General features: G+C 73.5%; 21 protein-coding genes. 11 read left to right on the forward strand and 10 right to left on the reverse strand.

The window, feature by feature from the left end:
• Nucleotides 1-30: 30 nt before the first annotated feature.
• The gene (locus AC07EG_RS15635) at nt 31-726 is read right to left on the reverse strand and encodes a DJ-1/PfpI family protein (RefSeq protein WP_478253779.1); all 696 of its coding nucleotides are present in this window, start codon (nt 724-726) and stop codon (nt 31-33) included.
• Between the two features lie 96 nt (nt 727-822).
• Between AC07EG_RS15635 and AC07EG_RS15640 the strand changes: the two genes are divergently transcribed.
• Nucleotides 823-1,797, forward strand: coding sequence for a GlxA family transcriptional regulator (locus AC07EG_RS15640; RefSeq protein WP_478253780.1), 975 nt, complete (start codon nt 823-825; stop codon nt 1,795-1,797).
• Nucleotides 1,798-1,828: 31 nt separating this feature from the next.
• Nucleotides 1,829-3,055: a glycosyltransferase 87 family protein gene (locus AC07EG_RS15645; protein WP_478253781.1), complete on the forward strand. Its 1,227-nt coding sequence runs from the start codon at nt 1,829-1,831 to the stop codon at nt 3,053-3,055.
• On the opposite strand, the gene AC07EG_RS15650 is transcribed toward AC07EG_RS15645, so the two are convergent.
• The 4 genes from AC07EG_RS15650 to AC07EG_RS15665 form a co-directional block, all read right to left on the reverse strand.
• Nucleotides 3,015-4,307: a type I glutamate--ammonia ligase gene (locus AC07EG_RS15650; RefSeq protein ID WP_478253782.1), complete on the reverse strand. Its 1,293-nt coding sequence runs from the start codon at nt 4,305-4,307 to the stop codon at nt 3,015-3,017. The two genes, AC07EG_RS15645 and AC07EG_RS15650, sit on opposite strands and share 41 nt — an antisense overlap.
• Nucleotides 4,304-6,040 carry an IucA/IucC family protein gene (locus AC07EG_RS15655; RefSeq protein ID WP_478253926.1) on the reverse strand — a complete coding sequence of 579 codons (1,737 nt, stop codon included), beginning with the start codon at nt 6,038-6,040 and terminating at the stop codon, nt 4,304-4,306. Before AC07EG_RS15655 ends, AC07EG_RS15650 begins: the two co-directional genes overlap by 4 nt.
• An 89-nt stretch (nt 6,041-6,129) precedes the next feature.
• Entirely contained in the window at nt 6,130-7,404 is a 1,275-nt protein-coding gene (locus tag AC07EG_RS15660) for a lysine N(6)-hydroxylase/L-ornithine N(5)-oxygenase family protein (protein WP_478253783.1), read from the reverse strand.
• Nucleotides 7,401-8,849 carry a pyridoxal phosphate-dependent decarboxylase family protein gene (locus AC07EG_RS15665; protein WP_478253784.1) on the reverse strand — a complete coding sequence of 483 codons (1,449 nt, stop codon included), beginning with the start codon at nt 8,847-8,849 and terminating at the stop codon, nt 7,401-7,403. Before AC07EG_RS15665 ends, AC07EG_RS15660 begins: the two co-directional genes overlap by 4 nt.
• A gap of 147 nt (nt 8,850-8,996) precedes the next feature.
• Between AC07EG_RS15665 and AC07EG_RS15670 the strand changes: the two genes are divergently transcribed.
• Both AC07EG_RS15670 and AC07EG_RS15675 read left to right on the forward strand, forming a co-directional pair.
• The gene (locus tag AC07EG_RS15670; RefSeq protein ID WP_478253785.1) at nt 8,997-9,377 is read left to right on the forward strand and encodes a fluoride efflux transporter FluC; all 381 of its coding nucleotides are present in this window, start codon (nt 8,997-8,999) and stop codon (nt 9,375-9,377) included.
• A complete protein-coding gene (locus AC07EG_RS15675) occupies nt 9,374-9,712 on the forward strand; it encodes a fluoride efflux transporter FluC (protein WP_478253786.1) in 339 nt (112 codons plus the stop codon). The genes AC07EG_RS15670 and AC07EG_RS15675 overlap by 4 nt, the downstream gene beginning before the upstream one ends.
• On the opposite strand, the gene AC07EG_RS15680 is transcribed toward AC07EG_RS15675, so the two are convergent.
• The 3 genes from AC07EG_RS15680 to AC07EG_RS15690 are packed head-to-tail and all read right to left on the reverse strand — an operon-like array spanning nt 9,709 to nt 13,616.
• The gene (locus AC07EG_RS15680) at nt 9,709-10,659 is read right to left on the reverse strand and encodes an LLM class F420-dependent oxidoreductase (protein WP_478253787.1); all 951 of its coding nucleotides are present in this window, start codon (nt 10,657-10,659) and stop codon (nt 9,709-9,711) included. The genes AC07EG_RS15675 and AC07EG_RS15680 overlap by 4 nt on opposite strands.
• Nucleotides 10,656-12,752, reverse strand: coding sequence for a S9 family peptidase (locus tag AC07EG_RS15685; protein ID WP_478253788.1), 2,097 nt, complete (start codon nt 12,750-12,752; stop codon nt 10,656-10,658). Before AC07EG_RS15685 ends, AC07EG_RS15680 begins: the two co-directional genes overlap by 4 nt.
• Before the next feature lie 33 nt (nt 12,753-12,785).
• Complete coding sequence (locus AC07EG_RS15690) at nt 12,786-13,616, reverse strand: PPK2 family polyphosphate kinase (RefSeq protein ID WP_478253789.1); 831 nt, start codon at nt 13,614-13,616, stop codon at nt 12,786-12,788.
• Nucleotides 13,617-13,764: 148 nt separating this feature from the next.
• Here AC07EG_RS15690 and rocD point away from each other — a divergent pair, with 148 nt between their 5' ends.
• The 3 genes from rocD to AC07EG_RS15705 are packed head-to-tail and all read left to right on the forward strand — an operon-like array spanning nt 13,765 to nt 17,164.
• The gene (gene rocD, locus AC07EG_RS15695) at nt 13,765-14,973 is read left to right on the forward strand and encodes an ornithine--oxo-acid transaminase (RefSeq protein WP_478253790.1); all 1,209 of its coding nucleotides are present in this window, start codon (nt 13,765-13,767) and stop codon (nt 14,971-14,973) included.
• A gap of 38 nt (nt 14,974-15,011) precedes the next feature.
• On the forward strand, nt 15,012-16,376 hold the full coding sequence (locus AC07EG_RS15700) for a DUF2252 domain-containing protein (RefSeq protein ID WP_478253791.1): 1,365 nt from the start codon (nt 15,012-15,014) through the stop codon (nt 16,374-16,376).
• A gap of 50 nt (nt 16,377-16,426) precedes the next feature.
• Nucleotides 16,427-17,164 (forward strand): GntR family transcriptional regulator, encoded by a 738-nt coding sequence (locus AC07EG_RS15705; RefSeq protein ID WP_478253792.1) that lies wholly within the window; start codon nt 16,427-16,429, stop codon nt 17,162-17,164.
• Between the two features lie 163 nt (nt 17,165-17,327).
• On the opposite strand, the gene AC07EG_RS15710 is transcribed toward AC07EG_RS15705, so the two are convergent.
• Nucleotides 17,328-18,950 (reverse strand): ABC-F family ATP-binding cassette domain-containing protein, encoded by a 1,623-nt coding sequence (locus tag AC07EG_RS15710; RefSeq protein ID WP_478253793.1) that lies wholly within the window; start codon nt 18,948-18,950, stop codon nt 17,328-17,330.
• A gap of 6 nt (nt 18,951-18,956) precedes the next feature.
• Here AC07EG_RS15710 and AC07EG_RS15715 point away from each other — a divergent pair, with 6 nt between their 5' ends.
• Nucleotides 18,957-19,697, forward strand: a complete 741-nt coding sequence (locus AC07EG_RS15715; RefSeq protein ID WP_478253794.1) for a phosphatase PAP2 family protein — start codon at nt 18,957-18,959, stop codon at nt 19,695-19,697.
• Here AC07EG_RS15715 and zapE read toward each other — a convergent pair.
• Nucleotides 19,591-20,628, reverse strand: coding sequence for a cell division protein ZapE (gene zapE / locus AC07EG_RS15720; RefSeq protein ID WP_478253795.1), 1,038 nt, complete (start codon nt 20,626-20,628; stop codon nt 19,591-19,593). The genes AC07EG_RS15715 and zapE overlap by 107 nt on opposite strands.
• Before the next feature lie 25 nt (nt 20,629-20,653).
• Between zapE and AC07EG_RS15725 the strand changes: the two genes are divergently transcribed.
• Genes AC07EG_RS15725 through AC07EG_RS15735 form a run of 3 tightly spaced genes read left to right on the forward strand, consistent with a single transcriptional unit; the run spans nt 20,654 to nt 22,403 of the window.
• Nucleotides 20,654-21,412, forward strand: coding sequence for a pyrimidine reductase family protein (locus AC07EG_RS15725; protein WP_478253796.1), 759 nt, complete (start codon nt 20,654-20,656; stop codon nt 21,410-21,412).
• On the forward strand, nt 21,409-21,972 hold the full coding sequence (locus AC07EG_RS15730) for an RNA polymerase sigma factor (protein ID WP_478253927.1): 564 nt from the start codon (nt 21,409-21,411) through the stop codon (nt 21,970-21,972). The genes AC07EG_RS15725 and AC07EG_RS15730 overlap by 4 nt, the downstream gene beginning before the upstream one ends.
• A complete protein-coding gene (locus tag AC07EG_RS15735) occupies nt 21,969-22,403 on the forward strand; it encodes a hypothetical protein (protein ID WP_478253797.1) in 435 nt (144 codons plus the stop codon). Before AC07EG_RS15730 ends, AC07EG_RS15735 begins: the two co-directional genes overlap by 4 nt.
• The last annotated feature ends 39 nt before the right edge of the window (nt 22,404-22,442 follow it).

The following is a 22,442-nucleotide window of genomic DNA, read 5'->3' on the forward strand; positions in this document are numbered from 1 at the left end:
TATCCCTGCGGCGGCGGGATGGTCTAGACCTTACTCCCGGAGGAAGCGTTCGGCCAGAGCCGTGCCGGCCAAACCTTCGCGCATCCCCGCCGCGGTCCACGCCGCGAACGCTTCGTGCGGGGCCTTCGCCCAGTCCAGCGCGCCGAGCGGCGGCTCCGGGTCGTACTCGATGCCGAACTGCACCCCGCGCGCGAGCTCCTCGCCTTCCAGCCGCGCCACCAGGTGCAGCGCCATGTCGATGCCCGCGGCCACCCCGGCGGCGGTGACGAACTTGCCGTCCTCCACCCAGCGGTCCGCCACCGGCTCGGCCCCGAACTCCCGCAGGAACTCGCGGTGGCTCCAGTGCGTGTTCGCCTTCCGCCCGGCCAGCAGTCCCGCCGCGCCAAGGATCAGCGACCCGGTGCACACCGAGGCGACCACCTCGGCGCTCTCCGCCACCCGCCGCAGGTAGGCCAGCAGGTGCTCGTCGGCCGCCGCCCGCCAGGTCGGCGCGCCCCCGCCGGGCACCACCACGATCTCCGGTGACGGCACCTCGTCGAAGGTGTGGCTCGCCTTCAGGCCGAGCGGCGTGTCCGTGGGCACCAGCTCGTGGTCCCGGCTCACCACGACCGTCCGGTACTTCGGCGACAGCCCGGCCAGCGCGCCGAACACCTGCAACGGCCCGACCAGGTCCAGCACGGTCAACCCCGGGTACAGCACGCACGCGATCGTCTTCGGTTCAGTCATGCCACCCACGGTGGCCGCGCCGGGCCACCCGCGGACGGCCGATGTCCGGAATCCTGCGAACCGTGTCGGTAAGCCATCCGCTGCTACCGTCGCCCCATGACCAGGCAGATCCTCATCGCGGCCTTCCCGGAAGCGGAACTGCTCGACATCGCCTGCCCGTCGGACGTGTTCGACGCGGCCAACCGGCTGGGCGCCGACCCGGCCTACGAACTGCGGCTGGGCGGGCTCGACGGCAGGCCGATCCGCTGCCAGTCCGGGCTCTCGGTCAACCCGCAGGTGCGCCTCGACCAGGTGCCCGGCCCGCTCGACACGCTGCTGGTGGCGGGCGGGCTCGGGCACCTGGACGCCGCCGGGGACGGCCGGGTGGTGGCGCAGGTCCGGCGGCTCGCCGGGCTCAGCCGCCGGGTCGCCTCGGTCTGCACCGGGGCCACCCTGCTCGCCGCGGCCGGGGTGCTCACCGGCCGCCGCTGCACCACCCACTGGGCCGACGCCGCCCGCCTCGCCGCGCGCCACCCGGAGGTCGAGGTCGATCCGGCACCGCTGTACGTGCGCGACGGCGAGGTCTACACCTCCGCCGGGGTGACCAGCGGGCTCGACCTGGCGCTGGCGCTGGTCGAAGCCGACCACGGGCCGTCGATGGCCCGGCTGATCGCCCGCTACCTGGTCACCTACCTGCAGCGGCCGGGCAACCAGGCGCAGGTCAGCGTGTTCCTGGCCGCCCCGCCGCCGGAGCACCGGGTGGTGCGCGACCTGATCGGCCACATCGTCAGCCACCTCGACGCCGATCTCGGCACCCCGGCGCTGGCCACGCGGGCGGGCCTGAGCACGCGCCAGCTGACCCGCCTGTTCGACACCCACCTCGGCACCACGCCGGGCAGGCACGTCCGCCGGGTGCGGACCGAGGCCGCCGCGCAATTGCTCGGCGGCACCGACCTGCCGCTGTCCGCGGTGGCCCGGCGCTGCGGGTTCGGCTCCACCGAATCGCTGCGCCAGGCGTTCCTGGACCACTACGACACCCCGCCGTCGGCCTACCGCCGCACGCACCGGCGACGCCGGGTCGCGCTCGCCTAGACTCGAGCCCGATCGATCGAGGGGGCGTGCGGTGACGGCGAAACCGGTGGTGCTGCGGTTCTTCTGGGTGGCGGTGCTGCTCGGCCTCGCCGGTGCCTGGTTCACCTGCTGGCCGGTGCTCGAGGACGCCGGGTCGTGGCAGATCGACCTGGAGGTCTACCGCAACGGGTTCAACGCCTGGCGCGCCGACGGCGACCTCTACGGCGCGATGCCGGAAACGCAGATCGGCAACCCGCTGCCGTTCATCTACCCGCCGTTCGCGCTGCTGGCCCTGCTGCCGTTCGCCGCGCTGCCCTGGTTCACCGCGAACACCCTGCTGGTGCTGGCCGGTTTCGCCGCGATCGCGGCGACGGGCTACGTGGTGGGCAGGCAGGTGTGGCCCGAGGGCGGCCCCCGTGGCGCGATCGTGATCACCTCGCTGGCCACCCCGCTGGCCGTCTACTTGGAACCGGTGCACAACACCTTCGGCTTCGGCCAGGTCAACCTGCTGCTGATGGGCCTGGTCGCGGTCGACTGCCTGGCGCCGAAGGCGTGGTGGCCACGGGGCATCGGGGTCGGCCTCGCCGCCGCGGTCAAGCTCACGCCCGCCGCGTTCGTGTTGTTCTTCCTGCTGCGCAAGGACTACCGCGCGGCGGCCGTGGCCGCGGTGACCGGCGTGGCCGCCACCGCCGTCGGTTTCGTGGTGGACTTCGCCGGTTCGGTGAAGTTCTGGACCGGTGGTTCGGCCGGGCTGGCCGAGGTCAGCGGCTCACCGTTCCGCACCAACCAGGCCATCGAAGCCGCGCTCGCGCGGTTCGGCCTCTCCCCCGCCGACGTCACCGTGTGGTGGATCGTGCTCGGGCTGCTCGTGCTCGGCGTGACGGTGGTGGCCATGCGGCGGAGCGATCCGGCCCCGGCGCTGATGGCCAACGCCGCGCTGGCGCTGCTGGTCTCGCCGACCTCGTGGTCGCACCACTGGGTCTGGGTGGTGCCCGCGCTGGTGGTCATGCTCGCCTACGTGGTCCGGCGGGTGGCGGAGAGCTCGCTCACCGCGATCGGCTGGTTCACCGCCGCGCTGGTCACCGCGGTCGCCTTCGTCGTCGCCCCGTTCCACGAACTACCGGGGTACAACAACAAGGAACTGCTGTGGACCACCGGTCAGCAGTTCGCCGGGAACCTCTACCTGCTAGTGGCGGTCGCCCTGCTGCTGTGGCTGGCGGCCCCGGCGCTGGCCGGGCTCAGGAACGCCGGCGCGCTCGATCGCGCTGCCAATCGCTGACCGCCGTCAGCCCGGCGTCGATCTCCGCGCGCAGCAGCGAAACCTGCTGAGCCGCGACCTCGGGGCCGAGCAATCGGGCACCCGCTTCGGAGAACGCGGCCAGCGCTTCCCACGGGGAGTCGGCCAGCTCCCCGCACGGGGAACCTTCCGGCGGCGGCTCCAGGTCCTCGTCGAGCCCGGTCAGGCCGGCCGCGATCAGCGCCGCGACCACCAGGTGGGACTGGGCGTCCGCGCCGGCGAACCGGAACTCCAGGCGCGGGCGGTCACCACCGGCCACCCGGATCGACGCCGTGCGGTCGTCGGTGCCCCAGCGCAGCACCCGCGGGGAGAACGGGCCCGTGCGCAGGCGGACGTAGCTGTTCCAGGTCGGCGCCCAGATCGGCGTGAGCGCCCTGGCTTCGCGCAACACCCCGGCGAGGAACCCGCCCAGCCGCTCCACCGGTTGCCCGTCCACAGTGGACAACGACAGGTGCACGTGCCCGGAGCTGCCCTGCCCGGTACCCTCGGCGGCCAGGTAACCGGCCGTCACCCCGTGTTCGGCAGCCGCCCGCCGGACGAGGAACTGCTGCAACAGGACGTCGTCGCAGGCCGCGAGCGCGTCCCGGTGCCGCAGCACGATCTCGTACTGCCCCGGGTGGCATTCGGCACGGGCCGACTCGACGCCCAGCCCGGCCGCGCTCAGCAGTCCGGCGGCCGAGTCCAGCACCGGGCGGAGGCGCTCGGTGCCGCCGAGCGCGTAGTCGACCGGGTGCCCGGTCAGCGGCTCGCCGTCCGGGCCGCGGAAGGTGACCTCGTGCTCGATGCCGACCGAGGGCACCAGGCCGCGTTCCTCCAGCGCCGCCAGCTGACGCGCCAGCACCGTGCGCGGCGCGATGCCCACCGGTGACCCATCGGGCCATTCGACGTCGCAGACCACCGCCAGCGCTCCCGGCACCGGGGTCAGCGTGGCCAGGTCCGGCCGCATCCGCAGGTCACCGAACCGGCCGGCGTACCGGCGCAGTGATTCGGCCAAAGCAGGCGGAACCTCGCGGTCGACGTCCCAGACGAACACGTAGGAGCAGACGCCGTACCCGTGCGCCAGCACCTGTTCGGCGAAGAACCCGCCGTCCAGCTCGACCGCGGCGAACCGCGCGTGCGGATCGGGCACCAGCAGCAGCACCCGGGGCACCCCGGCGAGCCCGTCCGGGACCACCGCCGCCGCCCGCCGATCCGCCAGGCTGCGCGGCCCGGCCGGCCGCGGCGAACCGATCACCAGGCGCCCGCCGGGTCCGGGCCGTGCAGCGGGTTCGGCGCCCGGCCCCAGCGCACGTCGAACTCGTCGTCCCGTTCCACCTTGTCGAACCCGCCACCGGCGAGGTGCTCGCGGTTCAGCGTCACCCGCTCGACGTCCGGCGCGAACAGCGAGCAGGCGTCGAACCGGGCCGCCAGTTCCGGGTTCGCTTCGCGGAAGCGGTTGACCACTTCCCGCACCAGCGCCCAGAACCGGGCCCGCGGCAGGGAAAGCTCGTCCAGCAGCAGCTCGGCCCAGAACCGGAACTGGCCGGAGAACACCGAGCTGAACAGCGACTGCGCGAGCAGGTGCGCGGGCCAGCGGAGCATCTCCTCCGCGGCCTCCGGCGCGAGCTGGGCGTACACGTCGACGTCTTCGTCGAGCAGGTCCACGCCCTGCGCGAAGTCCTTGATCGCCACGCGCAGCGGCCTGCCGTCGGCGTCGACGATCAGGACCAGGTTCTGGCCGTGCGGGCAGAAGCCCACGCCGTACCGCAGCAGCCACTGCAGCAGCGGGGTCAGCAGCAGGTCGAACAGCCGCCCGCACCACTGTTCCGCGTCCAGCCCGGAGCGCTGGATCAGGGTGGCGAGCACCGAGGCACCGTCCGGTCCCCGGTACGGCAGCGCGGCGAAGGACAACGCGTGCTCGCCCTCGCCGACCCGCTCGCGCAACGGCTCGCGCCACAGCGCGCCGAGCGTTTCGTGGAAGCGGTACGGCAGTTCGTCCAGCGCACCGAACAGCGGGTGCCGGACCGACACGCTGGCCACCTCACCCAGCAGCTCGAACCGGTACTGCTCGGTGAGCACCGGATCGGCCGCGCTGACCTGCTTCAGCCACGCGGTGATCGCCGGGCCCGCCAGCGTCGCCGCCGAGTTCAGCCCGCGGTAGACCAGCGTGTTGCGCACGGAGACGGCCGTCTTCACGTCGCGGCGCCCGGGCCTGCTCACGTTCGCCAGCGTGCGGACCGTCTGGTGTGGACGGTAGTGGTCGTGGCCGGTGCCGAGGTCGATCAGCACGCCGGTGCTCAGCTCGGCGGCGTAGAGCGTGCCGATGATCTCGTCGGCCTGCCACGGGTGCACCGGCACCCAGAGGTAGTCCGCCGGATCGCCGTGCTCGGCCACCTTCGCGGTGAACTCGGCACGCAGGTCGTGGTCGAGTTCCTCGGCCAGCAGCCGCTCTTCGCTCAGTTCGGCGACGCAGCGGAATTCGGCGTGCTCGCGGTGCACGGCGAACCAGCGCAGGACCACGTCGGCACCGGACTCCGGGGAGTACCGCTCGCGGTCGGCCGCCGAGAAGCCGACGCGGCCCTTGTTCAGCACCAGCCGCGGGTGCCCGGTCAGGTGCCCGTCGGCGAGGTCGTAGTCCAGGGTGGACAGCACCGCCGCCGACGGCGCGGCGGCGAGGCGGGTGGCTTCGTTCGCCACCGTGGCGGTCAGCTCGGCCAGCACGTCGGCGAGGCGGAGCCCGCTCAGGCCGAGCGCGGCCCTGGCGTCCACCACCAGCGTCCGCGGATCGTCGGCGGGCGCGGTCCGCTCGGCCACGCGCACCGCGCTGCCCGGTTCCACGGTCCACGCGTCGAACGCACCGCGGCGGGCGCGGAACTCGTACCGGGCGCCCGGCAGCGTCAGCACCCAGCCGCGGTACCCGGCACCGGACTCCGCCGGATCCGCCGGTTCGGGTCGCAGCAGGCCCTCGTAGGACAGCTCCCCCAGCATCTTGTGCACGATGAGCGCACCGGCCGCCCGCCACGCCGCGGCGGTGTCCGCCGGGTCGCCGGTGGCCAGGGAAACCTGCGCTGTCTCGGTCACGAGCCCTCCAGTCCGAACGTGGTGAACGCGGCGCGTTCCGGCAACGGGTAGACCGTACGCCCGCTGATCTCGTTGAGGATCCTGGCCGAGCGCCAGGCGGCCAGGCCGAGGTCCGGCGCGCCGACGCCGTGGGTGTGGCGCTCGGCGTTCTGCACGAACACCGAACCGGTCACCCCGGACGGCAGCGCCAGCCGGTAGTCCCGGCCGATCACCGGGCGGCCGGCCGCGTCACGAGCGCAGTCGCCGGTGAACGGGGCCGGCGTCTCGGTGTACCCGGTCGCGGCCACCACGGCTCCGGTGTGGACGGTCGCCGTCGAGCCCTGCTCGGTGTGCCGCAACCGCAGTTCGACGCCCGCCTCCGCGTGCCGGGCACCGACCACCTCGACCCCGGGGGTGAGCGTGACGTCCGGCCAGCCGCCGCCGATGCCCAGCTGGTACAGCTCGTCGTGGATGGCCGCGATCGTCTCGGCGTCGATGCCCTTGTACAACTGCCACTGCGACGGGACCAGCCGGTCGCGGACCGGCTCGGCCAAGCCGTGGAAGTAGGCCGTGTAGTCGGGGGTGAACTGCTCCAGGCCCAGTTTCGAGTACTCCATCGGGGCGAACGAACGGGTCCGGCTGAGCCAGCGCAGCCCGTGCGGCCGGGCCCGCAGCAGGTCCAGGAACACCTCGGCACCGGACTGCCCGGAGCCGAGCACGGTGACCGACGGCGCGGCGAGCAGTTCCTCCCGCGCGTCCAGGTAGCCCGCCGAGTGCACGACCGGCGCACCGGGGTCGCCGACGAGGTCCCGCAGCGGCTCGGGGACCCGCGGCGAGGTGCCCACCCCGAGCACGACGTTGCGGGCCAGCACCGGATCGCCCTCGGCGAAGGACAACACGAACGCGTGCTCCCCGGCGTTCCACCGCACGTCGGTCACCGTACGCCCGAACCGGCACGAGGGCAGCCGCTCACTGGCCCAGCGGCAGTAGTCGTCGTACTCGGCCCGCGGCACGTGGAAGCGCTCGGCGAAGTAGAACGGGAAGAGCCGGTCCTTCGCCCGCAGGTAGTTCAGAAAGGACAGTTCGCTGGTCGGGTCGGCCAGGGTGACCAGGTCGGCGAGGAAGGGCACCTGCAGCGTGGTGCCGTCGATGAGCAGCCCGGGGTGCCAGCGGAACCCGGCCCGGCGGTCGAAGAAGACCGCGTCCAGCTCCGGCACCCCGGCGGCCAGTGCGGCCAGCGACAGGTTGAACGGGCCGATGCCGACCCCGGCGAGGTCCACCGGACCGGTCACGAAAGGACCCGCTCCTCGCCGGTGGCGGCCATCGCCGCGGCCGTTTCCACCACCAGGTCCAGCAGCGGCCGGTAGTCCGCCGCGGTGGCCGCCGGGTTGAGCAGGGTCAGCTTCAGCCAGACCTGGTCGGCGCCGCCGGGACCGGTGGGCATGGTGGCGCGGCCGAGCACCGCCCGGCCCGCTTCCAGCAGCGTCCGCCGCACGCGCACCACCACGTCGTCGGAAGCCCGCGGGCGGAAGAGCACAGTGGACAGTGACGGCGCCGCCCACAGCCGCAGGCCGGGATTGGCGGCCACGTCCTCGGCCACCTCGGTGGCGGTGTCGCAGCAGTGCGCCACCAGCCGCCCGAGTTCCCGGTGGCCCAGCGCGCGGAAGGTGACGGCCATGCGGAAGGCGTCCGGCCGCCGCGAGGTGCGGATGGACCGGCCGAGCAGGTCCGGCAGCCCGGCTTCGGTGTCGTCGTCGGCGTTGAGGTACTCGGCCCGCACGTCCAGCGCGGCCAGCCGCCCGGCCTCGCGGCAGGCCAGCAGCCCGGCCGCGACCGGCTGCCAGCCGAACTTGTGCATGTCCAGCGCGACGGTGTCCGCTTCGGCGAGCCCGGCCAGCAGGCCCGCGTGGGCCGGGCTGAACAACGCCATGCCGCCGTACGCGGCGTCGACGTGCAGGTGGGCGCCCGCGGCCCGGCACAGCACGGCGATCTCGGCCAGCGGGTCGATCTCGCCGGTGTTCGTGGTGCCCGCGGTCGCCACCACCACGGCCGGTTCGGTCAGCTCGTCCAGCGCCTCGGCGAGCGCGTCGGGGCGGAGCCGGTCACCGTCGCAGGCGACGACCACCGGCGCGGGCAGGCCGAGCACCCAGGCCGCCCTGGCCACGCTGTGGTGCGCGTTCGCGCCGCAGACCGGGACGACCCGGCGGCCGGGGGCGTGCTCGCGGGCGAGCAGCAGGCCGAGCAGGTTGGCTTCGGTGCCACCGCTGGTCACCACGGCGTCGGGCGCGGTCTCGCCGGGGAAGCACACCCCGGCCAGCGCGGCGGTGAACTCCCGTTCCAGCTCACTGGCCACCGGCGCCTGGTCCCACGAGTCCATCGACGGGTTCAGCGCGGACGCCACCACGTCCGCGGCCACCGAAACGGCCAGCGGCGGGCAGTGCAGGTGCGCGGCGCACCACGGATCCGCCGGATCGACCGAACCCGCGGCGAGCAGGGCGCTCAATTCGGACAAAGCTCGTTCGGCACCCACGCCCTCGGCGGGCAGCGAGCCGGCGGGCAGCACGGACGCCAGTTCCGCGGCCACCGCGGCCGGGCCACCACCCGGCGCCGGTCCGCGGCGCTCGGCCGCACCCCGCGCGAAACCCCGCAGCGCGAAGGGAATCAGCTCGGCCAGCCGTTCGTGCCCGGCCGTTCCGCCGGCCAGTGCCGGACCCGGTTCCCCGCGCGAGTTCGCCACCCGTCCTCCTTAGGTATGCCTATCCTGAACCAGGGTACGGACCACCGCTTGCCGCTTCATCATGTGGGTGCCCGGGCGCACGGCGGTGCCGCCATCCGGTCGACCTCGGGCCTCCGCCGGGTACATTCGCCCGCGGAGGTGACGATCTTGCCGGCACGCGTCCTCGGTGCGGTCGCGCTCGGCGGGGCGCTCGGCAGCCTCGCCCGCTTCGGCCTGTCCGTGCTGTTCCCGCACCCGCCCGGCGGTTTCGCGGTGTCCACAGTGCTCGTCAACGTGACCGGCTGCCTGCTCATCGGCGTGCTCTACACCGCCTCCGCCGGCGCGCTGCTGCGGGCGTTCCTCGGGGTCGGCGTGCTCGGCGGCTACACCACGTATTCGACGTCGGTCCTCGACGCCCTGCAGGCCGCACAGCACGGCGACCTGTGGCAGGCGTTCGCCTACACCTTCGGCACGCTCGCCGCCTGCCTGCTGGCCGTGGCGCTCGGCGTGCGGCTCACCAGCCGGGCCACCCGATCGGGCGAGGCGTGACCGCGCTGCTCGTCGCGGTGGGTGGCGCCGCCGGTGCCGTCCTGCGTTACCTCGTGCACCGCTTGCTGGGCCCGCGCCCGGGCTTCCCGTGGCCGACCTTCTGGGTCAACGTCGCCGGTTCGGCGGTGCTGGGCCTGCTCACCGGAACCACCGGCGCGGTGCAGGCGGTGCTCGGCATCGGTTTCTGCGGAGCGCTGACCACCTACTCCACCTTCGGTCACGAGACCGTGGACCTGGTGAGCAGGGGCCGCACCGGGCAGGCGGCGGGATACGTGGCGGCCACCCTGACCGCCGGGTTCGGCGCCGCCCTGCTCACCCTGTCCGTCGGGAGCTAAGCCGGCCGCAGCGCGCGCACCTGCTCGAACGGGTCCCCGCCGGTGGGCAGCAGGGCGATCACCGAGGTGGTCAGCCCGTTGTCCACATAGGACTGCACGCGCTCGCGGCAGGCTTCCGGGCTGCCGTGCACGATCAGGTCGTCGACCACCTCGTCCGGAATGGCCTCGTTCGCCGCCTTGCGGTCACCCGCCGCCCACGCCCGGTGCATCGGGGCGAGGACCTCCTCGCGGCCCAGCCAGTCGTGGAACTTCGCGTACACCGGCACGGTCAGGTAACTGCTGATCAGCAACCGGCCGAGCCCGCGCGCGGCGTCGGCGTCCTCGGTGGGGCAGACGAAGATCCGCGCGGCCAGTTCCGGTCCGGTGCCGAGCACCTCGCGCACCTTCGGCACGTCACCCGGCGCCAGCCAGTTCGTGATGGCGCCGTCCGCCTCCTTCGCGGCGAGCTTGAGCATGCCGGGCCGCAGCGCCGCCAGCATGATCGGCGGCGCCGGGTCGGGGATGCGCTCCAGCCGGAACTTGCTCACCGAGAACGTCGGGTACTGCTCGGTGACCTTCTCCCCCGCCAGCGCGGACCGCAGGAAGCGCAGCGTGTCCCTGGTCCTGGCGAACGGTTCGCTGAACTCCGCGGCGTTCCAGCCCTCGACGATCACCGGTGACGAGGTGCCGATGCCGAGCACGAACCGGCCCGGCGCGCATTCGGCCAGTGTCGCCGCGCTCATCGCGAGCAGCCCCGGCCCGCGGGTGTACACCGGCACGATCGCGGTGCCCAGCCGCAGCGACGGCGCCCACTGCGAGGCCAGCAGCAACGGCGAGAACGCGTCCGTCCCGGCGGTTTCGGCGGACCAGGCATCGGTGTAGCCCAGGTCCGGCAGCTCCTGCACCAGCTCGCGGTGCGCGGCCAGCGGGACCCCGGTCAGCGGGATCGTGATGCCCCAGCGGTTCACGCGTCCTGTTCCTTCCGGTGCGCTTCGAGTTCGCGGTGCAGCCAGCCGACCTGCAACCGCACCAGGTTCTCGGCGACGGACTCGGTCTGCGGGGTCATGTGCGTGGCCCCGGCCAGCGGCAGGAAGGTGTGCGGCCGCCCGGCGGCCAGCAGCGCCGAGGACAGCCGCAGCGTGTGCGCCACGAACACGTTGTCGTCGGCCAGCCCGTGCACCAGCAGCAGCGCCCGGCGCAGGTCCCCGGCACCGGCGATGAGCGAGTTCCGTTCGTAGCACTCGGCGTCCTGCTGCGGGGTGCCCAGGTAGCGCTCGGTGTAGTGGGTGTCGTACAGGGACCAGTCGGTGACCGGCGCACCGGCGACCGCCGCGTGGAACACGTCCGGCCGCCGCAGCACCGCCAGCGCCGAGAGGTACCCGCCGTAGGACCAGCCGCGGATGCCCACCCGGTCCAGGTCCAGCGCCGGGTGCTCGGCGGCCGCCGCGTGCAGCGCGTCCACCTGGTCGGCCAGGGTGACCTCGGCCAGCGCGCGGGAGATCTCCTTCTCCCAGGCGGGGCCGCGGCCCGGCGTGCCGCGGCCGTCCGCGACCAGCACGGCGAAGCCCTGGTCGGCCAGCCACTGCGGGTTCAGGAAGGCGTTGCGGCTCTGCAGCACGCGCTGCGCGTGCGGGCCGCCGTAGGGGTCGAGCAGCACCGGCAGCTTGCCCTGCTCCGGGCGGTACCCGGTGGGCAGCAGCAGCGCCGCGCGCAGGCCGCGCTCGCCCAGCGTCAGCCAGGTCAGGTTCGGCTCCAGCCCCGGGTCCACCGTGGACGAGACGATCTTCGCCACCGGCTGGGCGTCGGCCAGCACGGTCACCTCGGGTCCGCTGTGCTCCAGGCTCCACGACGACAGCACGGTGACCGCCGCCGAACCGGAGCCGATGTGCACACCGTCCGAAAGGGACAACCGCTGGACCTCGTCACCGGCGGTGCGGTAGACGTGGATCTGCGTCGGGTCCTCGGCCGACGCGCTGAACAGCACCTCGTCCCCGACGTGCAGCACCGAGCGCACCTGCAGCCCCGGCCCGGTGACCGCGCGGTTGTCCACGATCAGCCGGTAGGTGTCGTCGGCGACGCCGACCCGGACCAGCCTGCCGTCCGCCGTCCACGCCGGCACCCCCGGCACCAGCTCCACCCAGTGCTCGTCGGTTTCCGCGTGCAGCAGGAAGGTCGAGCCGTCGCGCACGTCCACCGAGCGGATCTCCAGCCGCCGCTGGTCGCGCGGCTGCACCGCGATCAGCGGCGGGCCGCCCGCCGACCAGTGCACCGACGCCAGGTACTCCCAGTCACCGCGCTCGACGTCCACCCGGCTGCCGTCCAGCCCGATGATCGACAGCGACACGTCCACATTGGCCGTTCCGGCGGCCGGGTAGGCCACGGTGTGCACCTCGGCGTCCGGGTGCGCGGGGTCGGCGATGTTCCACCGCGGCACCGCCGTCCCGTCGCTGCGCTCCACCAGCAGCCGGTCGCCTTCGGGGGACCACCAGTACCCGCGGGCGCGGCCCATCTCCTCCGCCGCGATGAACTCGGCGAGCCCCCAGGCGAGGTGCTCCCCCGGCTCGTCGACCAGCAGCCGGTCCGCGCCGGTGGCCGGCTCGACCACCCGGAGCCGCCGGTCGCGCACGTAGGCCACGTGGGTGCCCGCCGGGTTCGGCCGCGGATCGATCACCGCGGTCTCCACCAGCGTGCGGACCTGCCCCGAGGCCAGGTCGACGGTGTGGAGCTTGCCGGACAGGCTGAAGGTGGCCAGCCGGAACCCGGCGTCCACCGCGTAGCCGACCACCCCGCCGGAGGTCTCGCGGCTGCGCTCGCGCCGGGCCCGCTCCTCGGGCGGCAGGTCCTCTTCGCCGGGCAGCAGCTGAGCGGCGTCGACCACCTTGGTCTCGGTGCCGGTGCCCAGGTCGAGGTTCCACAGGCTGTTGCGCCGGTCGACCCCGGATTCGGCCCGCAGGAACAGCACGCGGCGCCCGTCCGGGGAGATCCGGAACTCCTTGGGCGCGCCCAGGGTGAACCGCTGGGTGCGGGCCTGTTTCCGGAGGAAGGAGACGTCGTCACTCACGGGCAGCACTCTGTCAGACGCGCCACCGGTTGGCTACGGCAGCGCTTTCGCCGCGGCCAGCGCCGCCAGTTCGGCCGTCACGTCGTAGCCGGGCTGCGGGTAGGCGGGCGCCATCTCACGCAGGGTTTCCAGCAGCAGCCCGGCGACCGCCCAGTTCCGGTACCACTTGCGGTCGGCGGGCACCGCGTACCACGGCGCGGCGGCGGTCGAGGTCTGCCGCAGCACCCCGCGGTAGGCCCGCTGGTAGTCGTGCCACCGCCCGCGGGCCTCGAGGTCGGCGGGGGTGTACTTCCAGCGCTTGGCCGGATCGCGCAGCCGGGCGGTCAGCCTGCTCAGCTGCTCCTCCGGCGAGATGTGCAGGAACACCTTGACGATGGTGGTGCCCGCGGCGATCAGCTCCTGCTCGAAGTCGTTGATCTCGCGGTAGCGCTGCTTCAGGTCCCGGCCGGCGAGCTGCCCGAGCACCCGCGGCACCAGCACGTCCTCGTAGTGGGAGCGGTCGAACACGCCGATCTGCCCCGGTTCGGGCAGCACCTTCCGCACCCGCCACAGGAAGTGGTGCCGCAGCTCCTCCCCGGTCGGCTTCTTGAACGCCTGGTACCGCACGCCCTGCGGGTTCACCATGCCGAGCACGTGCCGGACCGTGCCGCCCTTGCCCGCGGTGTCCATGCCCTGGAGCACCAGCAGCAGGCTGCGGCGCTGCTCGGCGAACAGCCGTTCCTGCAGCTCGTCCAGCTCGGCCCCCAGCTCGGGCAGCTGCGCCCGCGACTTGGCCTTCTTCACCGGGCCGACCGGCCGGTCACGCGGGTCCGGCAGCACCACCCCGGCCGCCTCGTCCACGCGGAACGCGTCACGCACCGTCATCCCGCGACAGTAGAACAGCGACCGCCACACCGCACGACGGGCCGGTCGCAACGAATCGTCGCCTGAAGCCGCCAACTGCGCAACGAACGCCGGTCAGAAGCAATGATTTCCGGATGAAGGTTCCCCGGACAGCCCCTAACCTGATCGCATGACGACCTCCGCCGCCGCGTACGTGGCCCTCGACGAGCAGTGGGGCACGCACAACTACCACCCCCTGCCCGTGGTCATCGCCGAAGCCGACGGCGCCTGGGTCACCGACGTCGAGGGCAAGCGGTACCTGGACTTCCTCGCCGGGTACTCCGCGCTCAACTTCGGGCACCGGCACCCGGCGCTGGTCGCCGCGGCCACCGAGCAGCTGGGCCGGGTCACGCTCACCTCGCGGGCGTTCCACCACGACCAGCTGGGCCGGTTCTGCCAGGAGCTGGCCGAGCTGACCGGCACCGAGATGGTGCTGACGATGAACTCCGGCGCCGAAGCGGTGGAGTCCGCGGTCAAGCTCGCCCGCAAGTGGGCCTACCGGGTCAAGGGCGTGCCGGACGGGCAGGCGGAGATCGTCGTGGCCGGCTCGAACTTCCACGGCCGCACCACCACCATCGTCTCCTTCTCCACCGACGAGACCGCGCGTGCCGACTTCGGCCCGTTCACCCCCGGCTTCGTCACCGTGCCCTACGGCGACGCCGAAGCGCTCGCCGCGGCCATCGGCCCGCGGACGGCGGCCGTGCTGCTCGAACCGATCCAGGGCGAGGCGGGCGTGATCGTGCCGCCGGAGGGTTACCTGGCGCAGGCGCGCCGGCTGTGCGACGAGTCCGGCTCGCTGCTGGTCTTCGACGAGATCCAGTCCGGCCTGGCGCGCACCGGCACGCTGCTCGCCTCGGAGCACGACGGCGTGCGCGCCGACGTCTACACCCTCGGCAAGGCCCTCGGCGGCGGCATCCTGCCGGTGTCCGCGGTGGTCGGCTCGCGGGACGTGCTCGGCGTGCTGCAGCCGGGTGAGCACGGCTCCACCTTCGGCGGCAACCCGCTCGCCTGCGCGGTCGGCCGGGCGGTGGTCCGGCTGCTGGCCACCGGCGAGTTCCAGCAGCGCTCGCGGGAACTGGGTGCGCACCTGCACGAGCGGCTGGCGAAGCTGGTCGGCAACGGCCTGTCCGCGGTGCGCGGGCGCGGGCTGTGGGCCGGGGTGGACATCGCCCCCGGTGGCCCGACCGGCCGGGAGGCTTCGCAGGCGCTGGCCGGGCTCGGGGTGCTGTGCAAGGAAACCCACGGCCACACCCTCCGCCTGGCACCGCCGCTGGTGGTCGAACAGGACGAATTGGACCGCGGCGTGGAAGCGCTGGCCGAGGTCATCGGCGCACGCTGAATCTGGTTAGCTCGCCCCATCGGTGAAGGGAGCGGGCCATGGTCAGCGGACGGCGCGACGCGGCGGCACTGCGGGAGGTCCAGGACCCGGACGAGGTGCGGGCCCGGGGTGAGGCGCTGCGCGCGGCGACCCCGCCGTCCGCGCACGACCACGAGGCAGCCGGACGGCGGCGGCCCGGTGTGCTGGAGTTCATCGAGACCAGCAACGCCGGGCGGCTGCCGTCGCTGGTGCCGCTGCGCATGGGCCGGATGGTCTCCTCCCCGTTCTCGTTCTTCCGCGGGGCCGCCGGGCTGATGGCCGCCGACCTCGCCGACGCGCCGAAGAGCGGGCTGATCGCCCAGATCTGCGGGGACGCGCACGCGGCGAACTTCGGCCTGTACGGCACCCCGGACGGCGAGATCGTGATGGACATCAACGATTTCGACGAGACCGTGCCGGGCCCGTGGGAGTGGGACGTCAAGCGGCTGGCCACCAGCCTGGTGCTGGCCGGTCGTGAAGGCGGCGTCTCGGCGTCGAAGTGCCGCGAAGCCGCCGAGGACGTGGTGAAGTCCTACCGGCGGACCGTGCGGAACCTGGCCGAGCTGCCGTTCATGCGCTCGTGGAACGCGCTGCCCAACGCCGCGGCGCTGAGCCGGGTCAAGGCCGACGAGCTGATCGACGACTTCGCCGACGCCGCGGCCAAGGCGCGCAAGAACACCAGCGCCAGGGTGGTGGCGAAGTGGACGCGGGAGAACCGGTTCGTCGAGGAGCCGCCGGTGCTGACCCGGGTGGACGAGGCGACCGCCGAAGCCGTCACCACCGGTTTGGTGTCCTATGTGGACACCCTGCGGGAGTCGCGGCGGAACCTGATCACCCGGTACGGGGTGGCCGACGTGGCCTTCCGGGTGGTCGGCACCGGCAGCGTCGGCCTGCGCAGCTACGTGGCGCTGCTGCAGGGCAACACCGGCGAGGCGCTGGTGCTGCAGGTCAAACAGGCCCGGCCGTCCTCGCTGGAGCCGTTCCTGGACTGCCCGCCCGCCGAGCACGAGGGGCAGCGCATCGTGCACGGCGCCCGGCTGGTCCAGGCCGAGACCGACATCCTGCTCGGCTGGACCACCATCGAGGGCCACCCGTACATCGTGCGCCAGTTCCGCAACATGAAGGGCGACATCGATCCGACCGCGCTCAAGGGCAACCACCTCGACGACTACGGGCGGCTGGCCGGTGCCCTGCTCGCCCGCGCGCACGTGCGCTCCATCGACCCGCGGCTGCTCGCCGGGTACTTCGCCGACGACGAGGAGATGGACGAGGTGGTGGGCCGGTACGCGGTGCGCTACGCCGACCAGACCGAAGCCGATCACGCCGAACTGGTGGCCGCGGTGGAAGCCGGGCGCGTCGAAGCCGAGATCGAAACCGGCGGCTGAGCCGGGCTGCTAAGGTCCAGGTGACCTAGGCCACCCGAACCAGGACGTGCATGACGGAGAGCGAGAAGTCGCCGAAGTACCACCGGATCGCGAACAGCATCCGCGCCCGGATCATCTCCGGTGAGCTACCGGCGGGCGCGAGCGTGCCCTCGGAACGGCAACTGAGCGAGGAGTGGGGCGTGGCACGCCCCACCGCCGCCGACGCGCTGCGCCTGCTGCGGCACCAGGGGTACGTGGAGAGCAGGCACGGTTCCGGCACCTACGTGCGCGGGGACCTGCCCGGCGCACACGGCAGGCGCTTCGCCCCGTCGCGCACCATCGACGTCAGCTTCCCGCTCGACGCCGGGCTGGAGGTGCTCGTCGCCGAGCAGGTCGCAGCACCCCCGCACGTGACCGACGCGTTCGGTGCCCAGGAGGGCAGCCACGGCGTCCGGCGGCAGGTGCTGGTCAGCGATCCGGGCGGCACCCCGGCGGAACTGCGCACCTCGTGGTTCGGCGGCGATCTCGCCACGCGGGCCCCGGGCCTGCTGGACCCCGCCTTGGCCCCGGCCGAGGTGGACACCTACGTCACCACCCACGCCGGACCACGGCCCTCGTTCGGCCGGGACCAGGTCCGGGCCCGGCTCGCCACCCCCGTCGAGCGGAAACGGCTGCAACTGCCCAGCCCGTCGGCGGTGCTCGAACAACACCTGGTCGTCTTCGACGCCGACGGCAACGCCTTCCGGTTCGACGAGTCGGTCTTCCCCGCCGAGGTGTGGAAGCTCCTGCATCCGTACCCGCTCTCCTGACCCGCTTGCCTGCCGAGTGGACTATGCCACTCTAACCGACGGGTGGCCTAGGCCACAACCGGCCCCGGCTGCCCGGCCGCCGAGCGCCTCGAGAGGCGGGCTGCACCGCGCAGCTCACCAGCAACCGCGGCAGTGCGCCGGAGGCTTCGGGCGGTCCCGCCGCTCAGCGCACCCGGTCCACCCGTCCCTCCGTCCACACCGGCTCCCCCACCTCGCTGACCTCCCCCGAAGCCGCGAAGAGCACGAACCGGTCGAACGAGCGCGCGAACCACCGGTCGTGCGTGACCGCGACCACGGTGCCGGTGAACCCCGCCAGCGCCTCCTGCAGTGCCTCCGCCGAAATCAGGTCCAGGTTGTCGGTCGGCTCGTCGAGCAGCAGCAGGGTGGCACCGCCCAGTTCGAGCAGCAGCACCTGGAACCGCGCCTGCTGCCCACCCGAGAGCGTCTCGAACCGCTGGTCACCGGCGGCGGCGAGGCCGTAGCGGCTCAGCGCGGCCATCGCCGTGCCGCGGTCGACGCCCGGCCGCGTGTCGTCACCGCGCCACAGCAGCTCGGCCAGGGTGTGCCCGAGCCACTCCGGGTGCTGGTGCGTCTGCGCGAACAGGCCGGGCACCACCCTGGCCCCCAGCCGGCACACCCCGCTGTGCGCCACCGACCCGTCACCGCCGAGCAGCCGCAGGAAGTGGCTCTTGCCCGAACCGTTCGAGCCCAGCACGCACACCCGGTCGCCGAAGAAGACCCCCAGGTCGAACGGCCGCATCAACCCGGTCAGCTCCAGCCCGGTGCAGGTGATCGCCCGCAGCCCGGTCCGGCCGCCGCTCAGCCGCGGCTTGAGCTTCTGCTCCTTCGGCGGCAACGGCGGCGCCCCGCCCTCGTCGAACTTCCGGAGCCGGGTCTGCGCGGCCCGGTACCGCGAGGCCATCTCGTCGCTCATCGAGGCCGCGCGCTGCAGCGAGCGCACCAGTTCGACCAGCTGCTCGTGCTTGTCGTCCCACCGCCGCCGCAGTTCGGCCATCCGCTCCCAGCGGGCCCGGCGCGCCTCGTGCCAGCGGCCGAACCCGCCGCCGTGCACCCAGGTCGTGCCACCCTCCAGGGTGACGACGTGCGTGGCCGCCGCGGCCAGCAGTTCCCGGTCGTGGCTGACCAGCAGCACCGCCTTGCCGGTCTCGGCCAGCCGCTCCTCCAGCCAGCGCTTGCCGGGCACGTCGAGGTAGTTGTCCGGCTCGTCGAGCAGCAGCACCTGCTCCGGCCCGCGCAGCAGCGCCTCCAGCACCAGCCGCTTCTGCTCGCCACCGGAGAGCGTGCGCACCTCGCGGAAGCGCGCCCGGTCGTACGGCACGCCGAGCGCGGCCACGGTCACCGTGTCCCACAGGACCTCCGCCGCGTACCCGCCCGCTTCACCCCAGTTCGCCAGCGCTTCGGCGTAGCGCATCTGGGTGGCTTCGTCGTCGGTGTCCATCAGCAGCAGTTCGACCGCGTCCAGTTCGGCGGCGGCCGCGCGCAACGGCACCGGCGCCACGGCGAGCAGCAGGTCGCGGACCGTGCGCTCGTCGCGCACCGAGCCGATGAACTGCGGCATCAGCGCGAACCCGCCCTGCACCTGCACCCCGCCGGAGAGCGGGGTCAGCTCGCCGCCGAGCAGGCGCAGCAGCGTGGTCTTGCCGGCCCCGTTGTCCCCGACCAGCGCCACCACCTGGTCCGCGCCGACGCGGAACGACACGTCCTCGAACAGCTGCCTGCCGTCGCTGAGCCGGTAGGACAACGCACTCGCCTCGAGATAGCCCACCCGCGCATGGTGACCGACCGCGTGGGCGCGGGCGACCGAATTACCCGTAGGCTCGCCGGTATCGACCGGACCACCAGGACCAGGACCACGGCCACGCTGGGCACCGCGCTGGCCGGGTTCACCGTGTTCCTGGTGCTGGGCCTGCTCTTCGCCGGTGAGCACGGCTTCGCCGCACCGGACGCGGGGATCGCCAGGGTCGTGGAGAACACCTTGGGCGGCAACGAGTTCGTGCTGCGCGTACTGGTGCTGCCGACCGAGCCGCACGTGCTGCTGCCCGCGCTCGCGCTGCTCGCGATCGGCTGCGCGGTCCGGCGGCACTGGACCGGGCTCGCGCTGACCGTGCTGGCCCCCGCCGTCGCCGTGCTGCTGTCGAGCTGGGTGCTCAAACCGTGGTTCGGCCGCTACTACGACGACCACCTCGCCTATCCCAGCGGGCACACGGTGAGCCTGGTCACCACGCTCACCGTGGCGGTGCTGCTGGTCCGGGCGGCCCGCACGGCGTTGCTGGTGGCCGCGATCGGCGTGCTGCTGACCGCCGGCGCCGGGATCGGCATGATCGGCCTGCACTACCACTACGCCACCGACGTGGCCGGTGGCGCCGGGCTGGCCGTGGCGCTGGTGCCGCTGCTCGCGGCCGTGCTCACGACCGCGGCGCGGGCTTGCTCGCGTCCCTCGCCAGCGCCGTCAGCCTGCTCACCGCCCGCAGGTACTTCTTCCGGTACCCGCCCTGGAGCATCTCCTCGGTGAACAGCGCCGACAGCGGTTCCCCGGAGGCCATCACCGGGATCGCGCTGTCGTAGAGCCGGTCGGCGAAGGCGACCAGCCGCAGGGCGACGGTCTGGTCCGGCGCCGCGAACACCCCGCGCAGGTGCACCATCGGCACACCGCGCACCAGCCGCCCGTACCGCGACGGGTGCAGTTTCGCCAGGTAGCCGCACAACTCGCCGAAGTCGTCCAAAGTGGATTCCGGGACGGCGGCGGCCGAGGCGCCCAGTTCGGCGTCCGCCGCGGGCGGTGGTGCCTCGGGCAGGCCGCGGTGGCGGTAGTCGGGGCCGTCCACCCGGACCACGCCGAACCGCGCGGACAGCGACTGGATCTCCCGCAGGAAGTCCTCCGCAGCGAACCGGCCCTCCCCCAGCTTGTCCGGCAGCGTGTTCGAGGTGGCGGCGATGAAGACACCGGCGTCGGTCAGCTCGCGCAGCAGCCGGGTCACCAGCATGGTGTCGCCGGGATCGTCCAGTTCGAACTCGTCGATGGTGAGCAGCCGGTGCTCGGACAGCCGCCGCACCGCCTCGGCGAAACCCAGCGCCCCCACCAGGTGCGTCAGCTCGACGAAGGTGGCATAAGCCTTGGGCGACGGCGAATCGTGCCAGATGGACGCGAGCAGGTGCGTCTTGCCGACGCCGAAACCGCCGTCGAGGTAGAGCCCCGGCTTCTCCTCGGCCGCCGCGCCACCACCGCCGAACAGCGTGCGCCACTTCGACCTGGGCTTGGCCGCGGCGCTCACCCGGGCGGCGAACGCCGAGCAGTCGCGCACGGCGGCGGCCTGGCTGGGCTCGCCGGGGTTGGGCACGTAGGTGTCGAAGCGCACGCCGTCGAACCGCGGCGGCGGGACCAGCGAGCCGATCAGCTCCTCCGCGCCCAGCTGGGGGTCTCGATCGATCAGGCGTTGGGGCATGCGGGCGAGCCTAACCCGTGCTGGGATGAAGGGCGTGCAGCAGCTCTGGCCCCGCAACGGCGCCGACGGGGACTTGACCGGCGCGGACCTCGAACGGCTCTACGGATATCCGCCGGAGTTGGCCGCACCCTTCGTGCAGGTGAACTTCGTCTCCTCCGCCGACGGCGCGGTCACCGTGGCGGACCGGTCCGAGGGGTTGTCCCACCCGGCGGACAAGCGCATCTTCCTGCTCGGCCGCGCGCTGTGCGACGTGGTGCTGGTCGGCGCGGGCACGGTCGTCGCGGAGGGCTACCGCGGGGTGCGGCTGAGCGCGGAGCGGGCCGAGGCGCGGCGGCGGCTGGGCCGGTCCGCGATTCCGCCGATCGCGGTGGTCACCGCGCGCTGCTCGATCGAACCCGGCTCTTCGTTGTTCACCGACGCCGCCGTCCCGCCGATCATCCTGACCACCGAAGGCGCCCCGCACGACCGCCGCCGGGCGCTCGCCGACGCCGGGGCCGAGGTGGTCGTCGCCGGGCGGCAGACCGTGGACCTGCCCACCGCACTGGCCGAACTCGACCGCCGCGGGCTGCGCCGGGTCAACTGCGAGGGCGGGCCGCGGCTGTTCGGCGGGCTGATCGCGGAGAACCTGGTCGACCTGCTGTGCCTGACCGTCGCGCCGCTGCTGGCCGGGGCCGGGGCCGGCCGCATCGCCACGGGCGCGCTCAGCGAAGCGCCCCGCGAGCTGGCGCTGGCGTCCGTGCTGCACGAGGACGGGTTCACCATGTTCCGCTACCGGCGGCGCTGACCGTGCCGCCGGACCCGGACCAGGAGCTGCTGCGCAGAGCCGCGGCGGGTGACCCGCACGCGTTCGACCAGCTGGTCCGGCGGCACACCCCGCGGATGTACCGGGTGGCCGTGCGGATCACCGGGAACCGCGCCGAGGCCGAGGACGTGGTGCAGGACGCGTGGATCTCGGCCTGGCGCGGGCTGTCCGGCTTCCGCGCCGAGTCGGCGGTGTCCACCTGGCTCTACCGCGTGGTGACCAACGCGGCACTGGCCCACGTGCGGCGCCGGAAGCCGACGGTCTCGCTGGACGCCGGTGAAGGGGTCGACGCCGGGATGCAGTTCGCCGACCTCCACGCCGACCCCGAGGGCCAGGTCGTGCGCGCCGAGCAGGTGGACGCCACGCTCCGGGCGATCGCCGGCCTCGACGTGTCCCAGCGGGTGCCGCTGGTCCTCCGCGAACTGGAGGGGCTGAGCTACGAGGAGGTCGCCGAGGTGCTCGAGGTGAGCGTTCCGGCCTTGCGCTCGCGGTTGCACCGCGCCAGGGTGGCTCTGCTCGCGAAACTCAAGGAGCTGCGATGAGCACGGCACCGGCCGAGGACCCGAGGCAGGATCCCGACTGGCACCTGGTGCGCGCGGCGGCCCGCACGGCCGTGCCGACGCCACCGGGGCTGGTCGACCGGGTGCTGCGCTCGGTGCGCGCCCTGCGCGGCAGCTCCACGGCCGTGGAGTACCACCAGGACGGCGGCAGGCTCCGCGTGTCCGAGCAGGCGCTGGTGCTGCTCACCCGGCGGCTCGCCGCCGAACTCGGGCACCACATCGGCGGCCTGCACATCGCCGCGGTCGCGCTCGAAGCCGGCGGCCTCGAAGTGCTCGCCACGGTGCGGTACGGCGTCGCCGCCGACGAGGCCGCCGACGCGCTGCGCGTCCGGCTCGCCAGGGCGCTGACCGCGGAACTGGGCGAACCCGCCCCGACGGTGAACGTGCACGTGGTGGACGTCCACCCCGGCTAGGGACTCACCCGTTCGAGCGATACCGCGGAATGGCGCGCA

The sequence above is a fragment of the Amycolatopsis sp. NPDC045836 genome, assembly GCF_056431745.1.

What these genes read in the sequence shown, in the direction of transcription:
- AC07EG_RS15655 (WP_478253926.1), bottom strand. Translation starts at nt 6,040, where the DNA reads ATGCTGGGGGAGCTGTCCTACGAGGGCCTGCTGCGACCCGAACCGGCG.
- AC07EG_RS15705 (WP_478253792.1), top strand. Translation starts at nt 16,427, where the DNA reads ATGACGGAGAGCGAGAAGTCGCCGAAGTACCACCGGATCGCGAACAGC.
- AC07EG_RS15635 (WP_478253779.1), bottom strand. Translation starts at nt 726, where the DNA reads ATGACTGAACCGAAGACGATCGCGTGCGTGCTGTACCCGGGGTTGACC.
- AC07EG_RS15735 (WP_478253797.1), top strand. Translation starts at nt 21,969, where the DNA reads ATGAGCACGGCACCGGCCGAGGACCCGAGGCAGGATCCCGACTGGCAC.
- AC07EG_RS15715 (WP_478253794.1), top strand. Translation starts at nt 18,957, where the DNA reads ATGGTGACCGACCGCGTGGGCGCGGGCGACCGAATTACCCGTAGGCTC.
- AC07EG_RS15690 (WP_478253789.1), bottom strand. Translation starts at nt 13,616, where the DNA reads ATGACGGTGCGTGACGCGTTCCGCGTGGACGAGGCGGCCGGGGTGGTG.
- rocD (WP_478253790.1), top strand. Translation starts at nt 13,765, where the DNA reads ATGACGACCTCCGCCGCCGCGTACGTGGCCCTCGACGAGCAGTGGGGC.
- AC07EG_RS15700 (WP_478253791.1), top strand. Translation starts at nt 15,012, where the DNA reads ATGGTCAGCGGACGGCGCGACGCGGCGGCACTGCGGGAGGTCCAGGAC.
- AC07EG_RS15640 (WP_478253780.1), top strand. Translation starts at nt 823, where the DNA reads ATGACCAGGCAGATCCTCATCGCGGCCTTCCCGGAAGCGGAACTGCTC.
- AC07EG_RS15725 (WP_478253796.1), top strand. Translation starts at nt 20,654, where the DNA reads ATGAAGGGCGTGCAGCAGCTCTGGCCCCGCAACGGCGCCGACGGGGAC.
- zapE (WP_478253795.1), bottom strand. Translation starts at nt 20,628, where the DNA reads ATGCCCCAACGCCTGATCGATCGAGACCCCCAGCTGGGCGCGGAGGAG.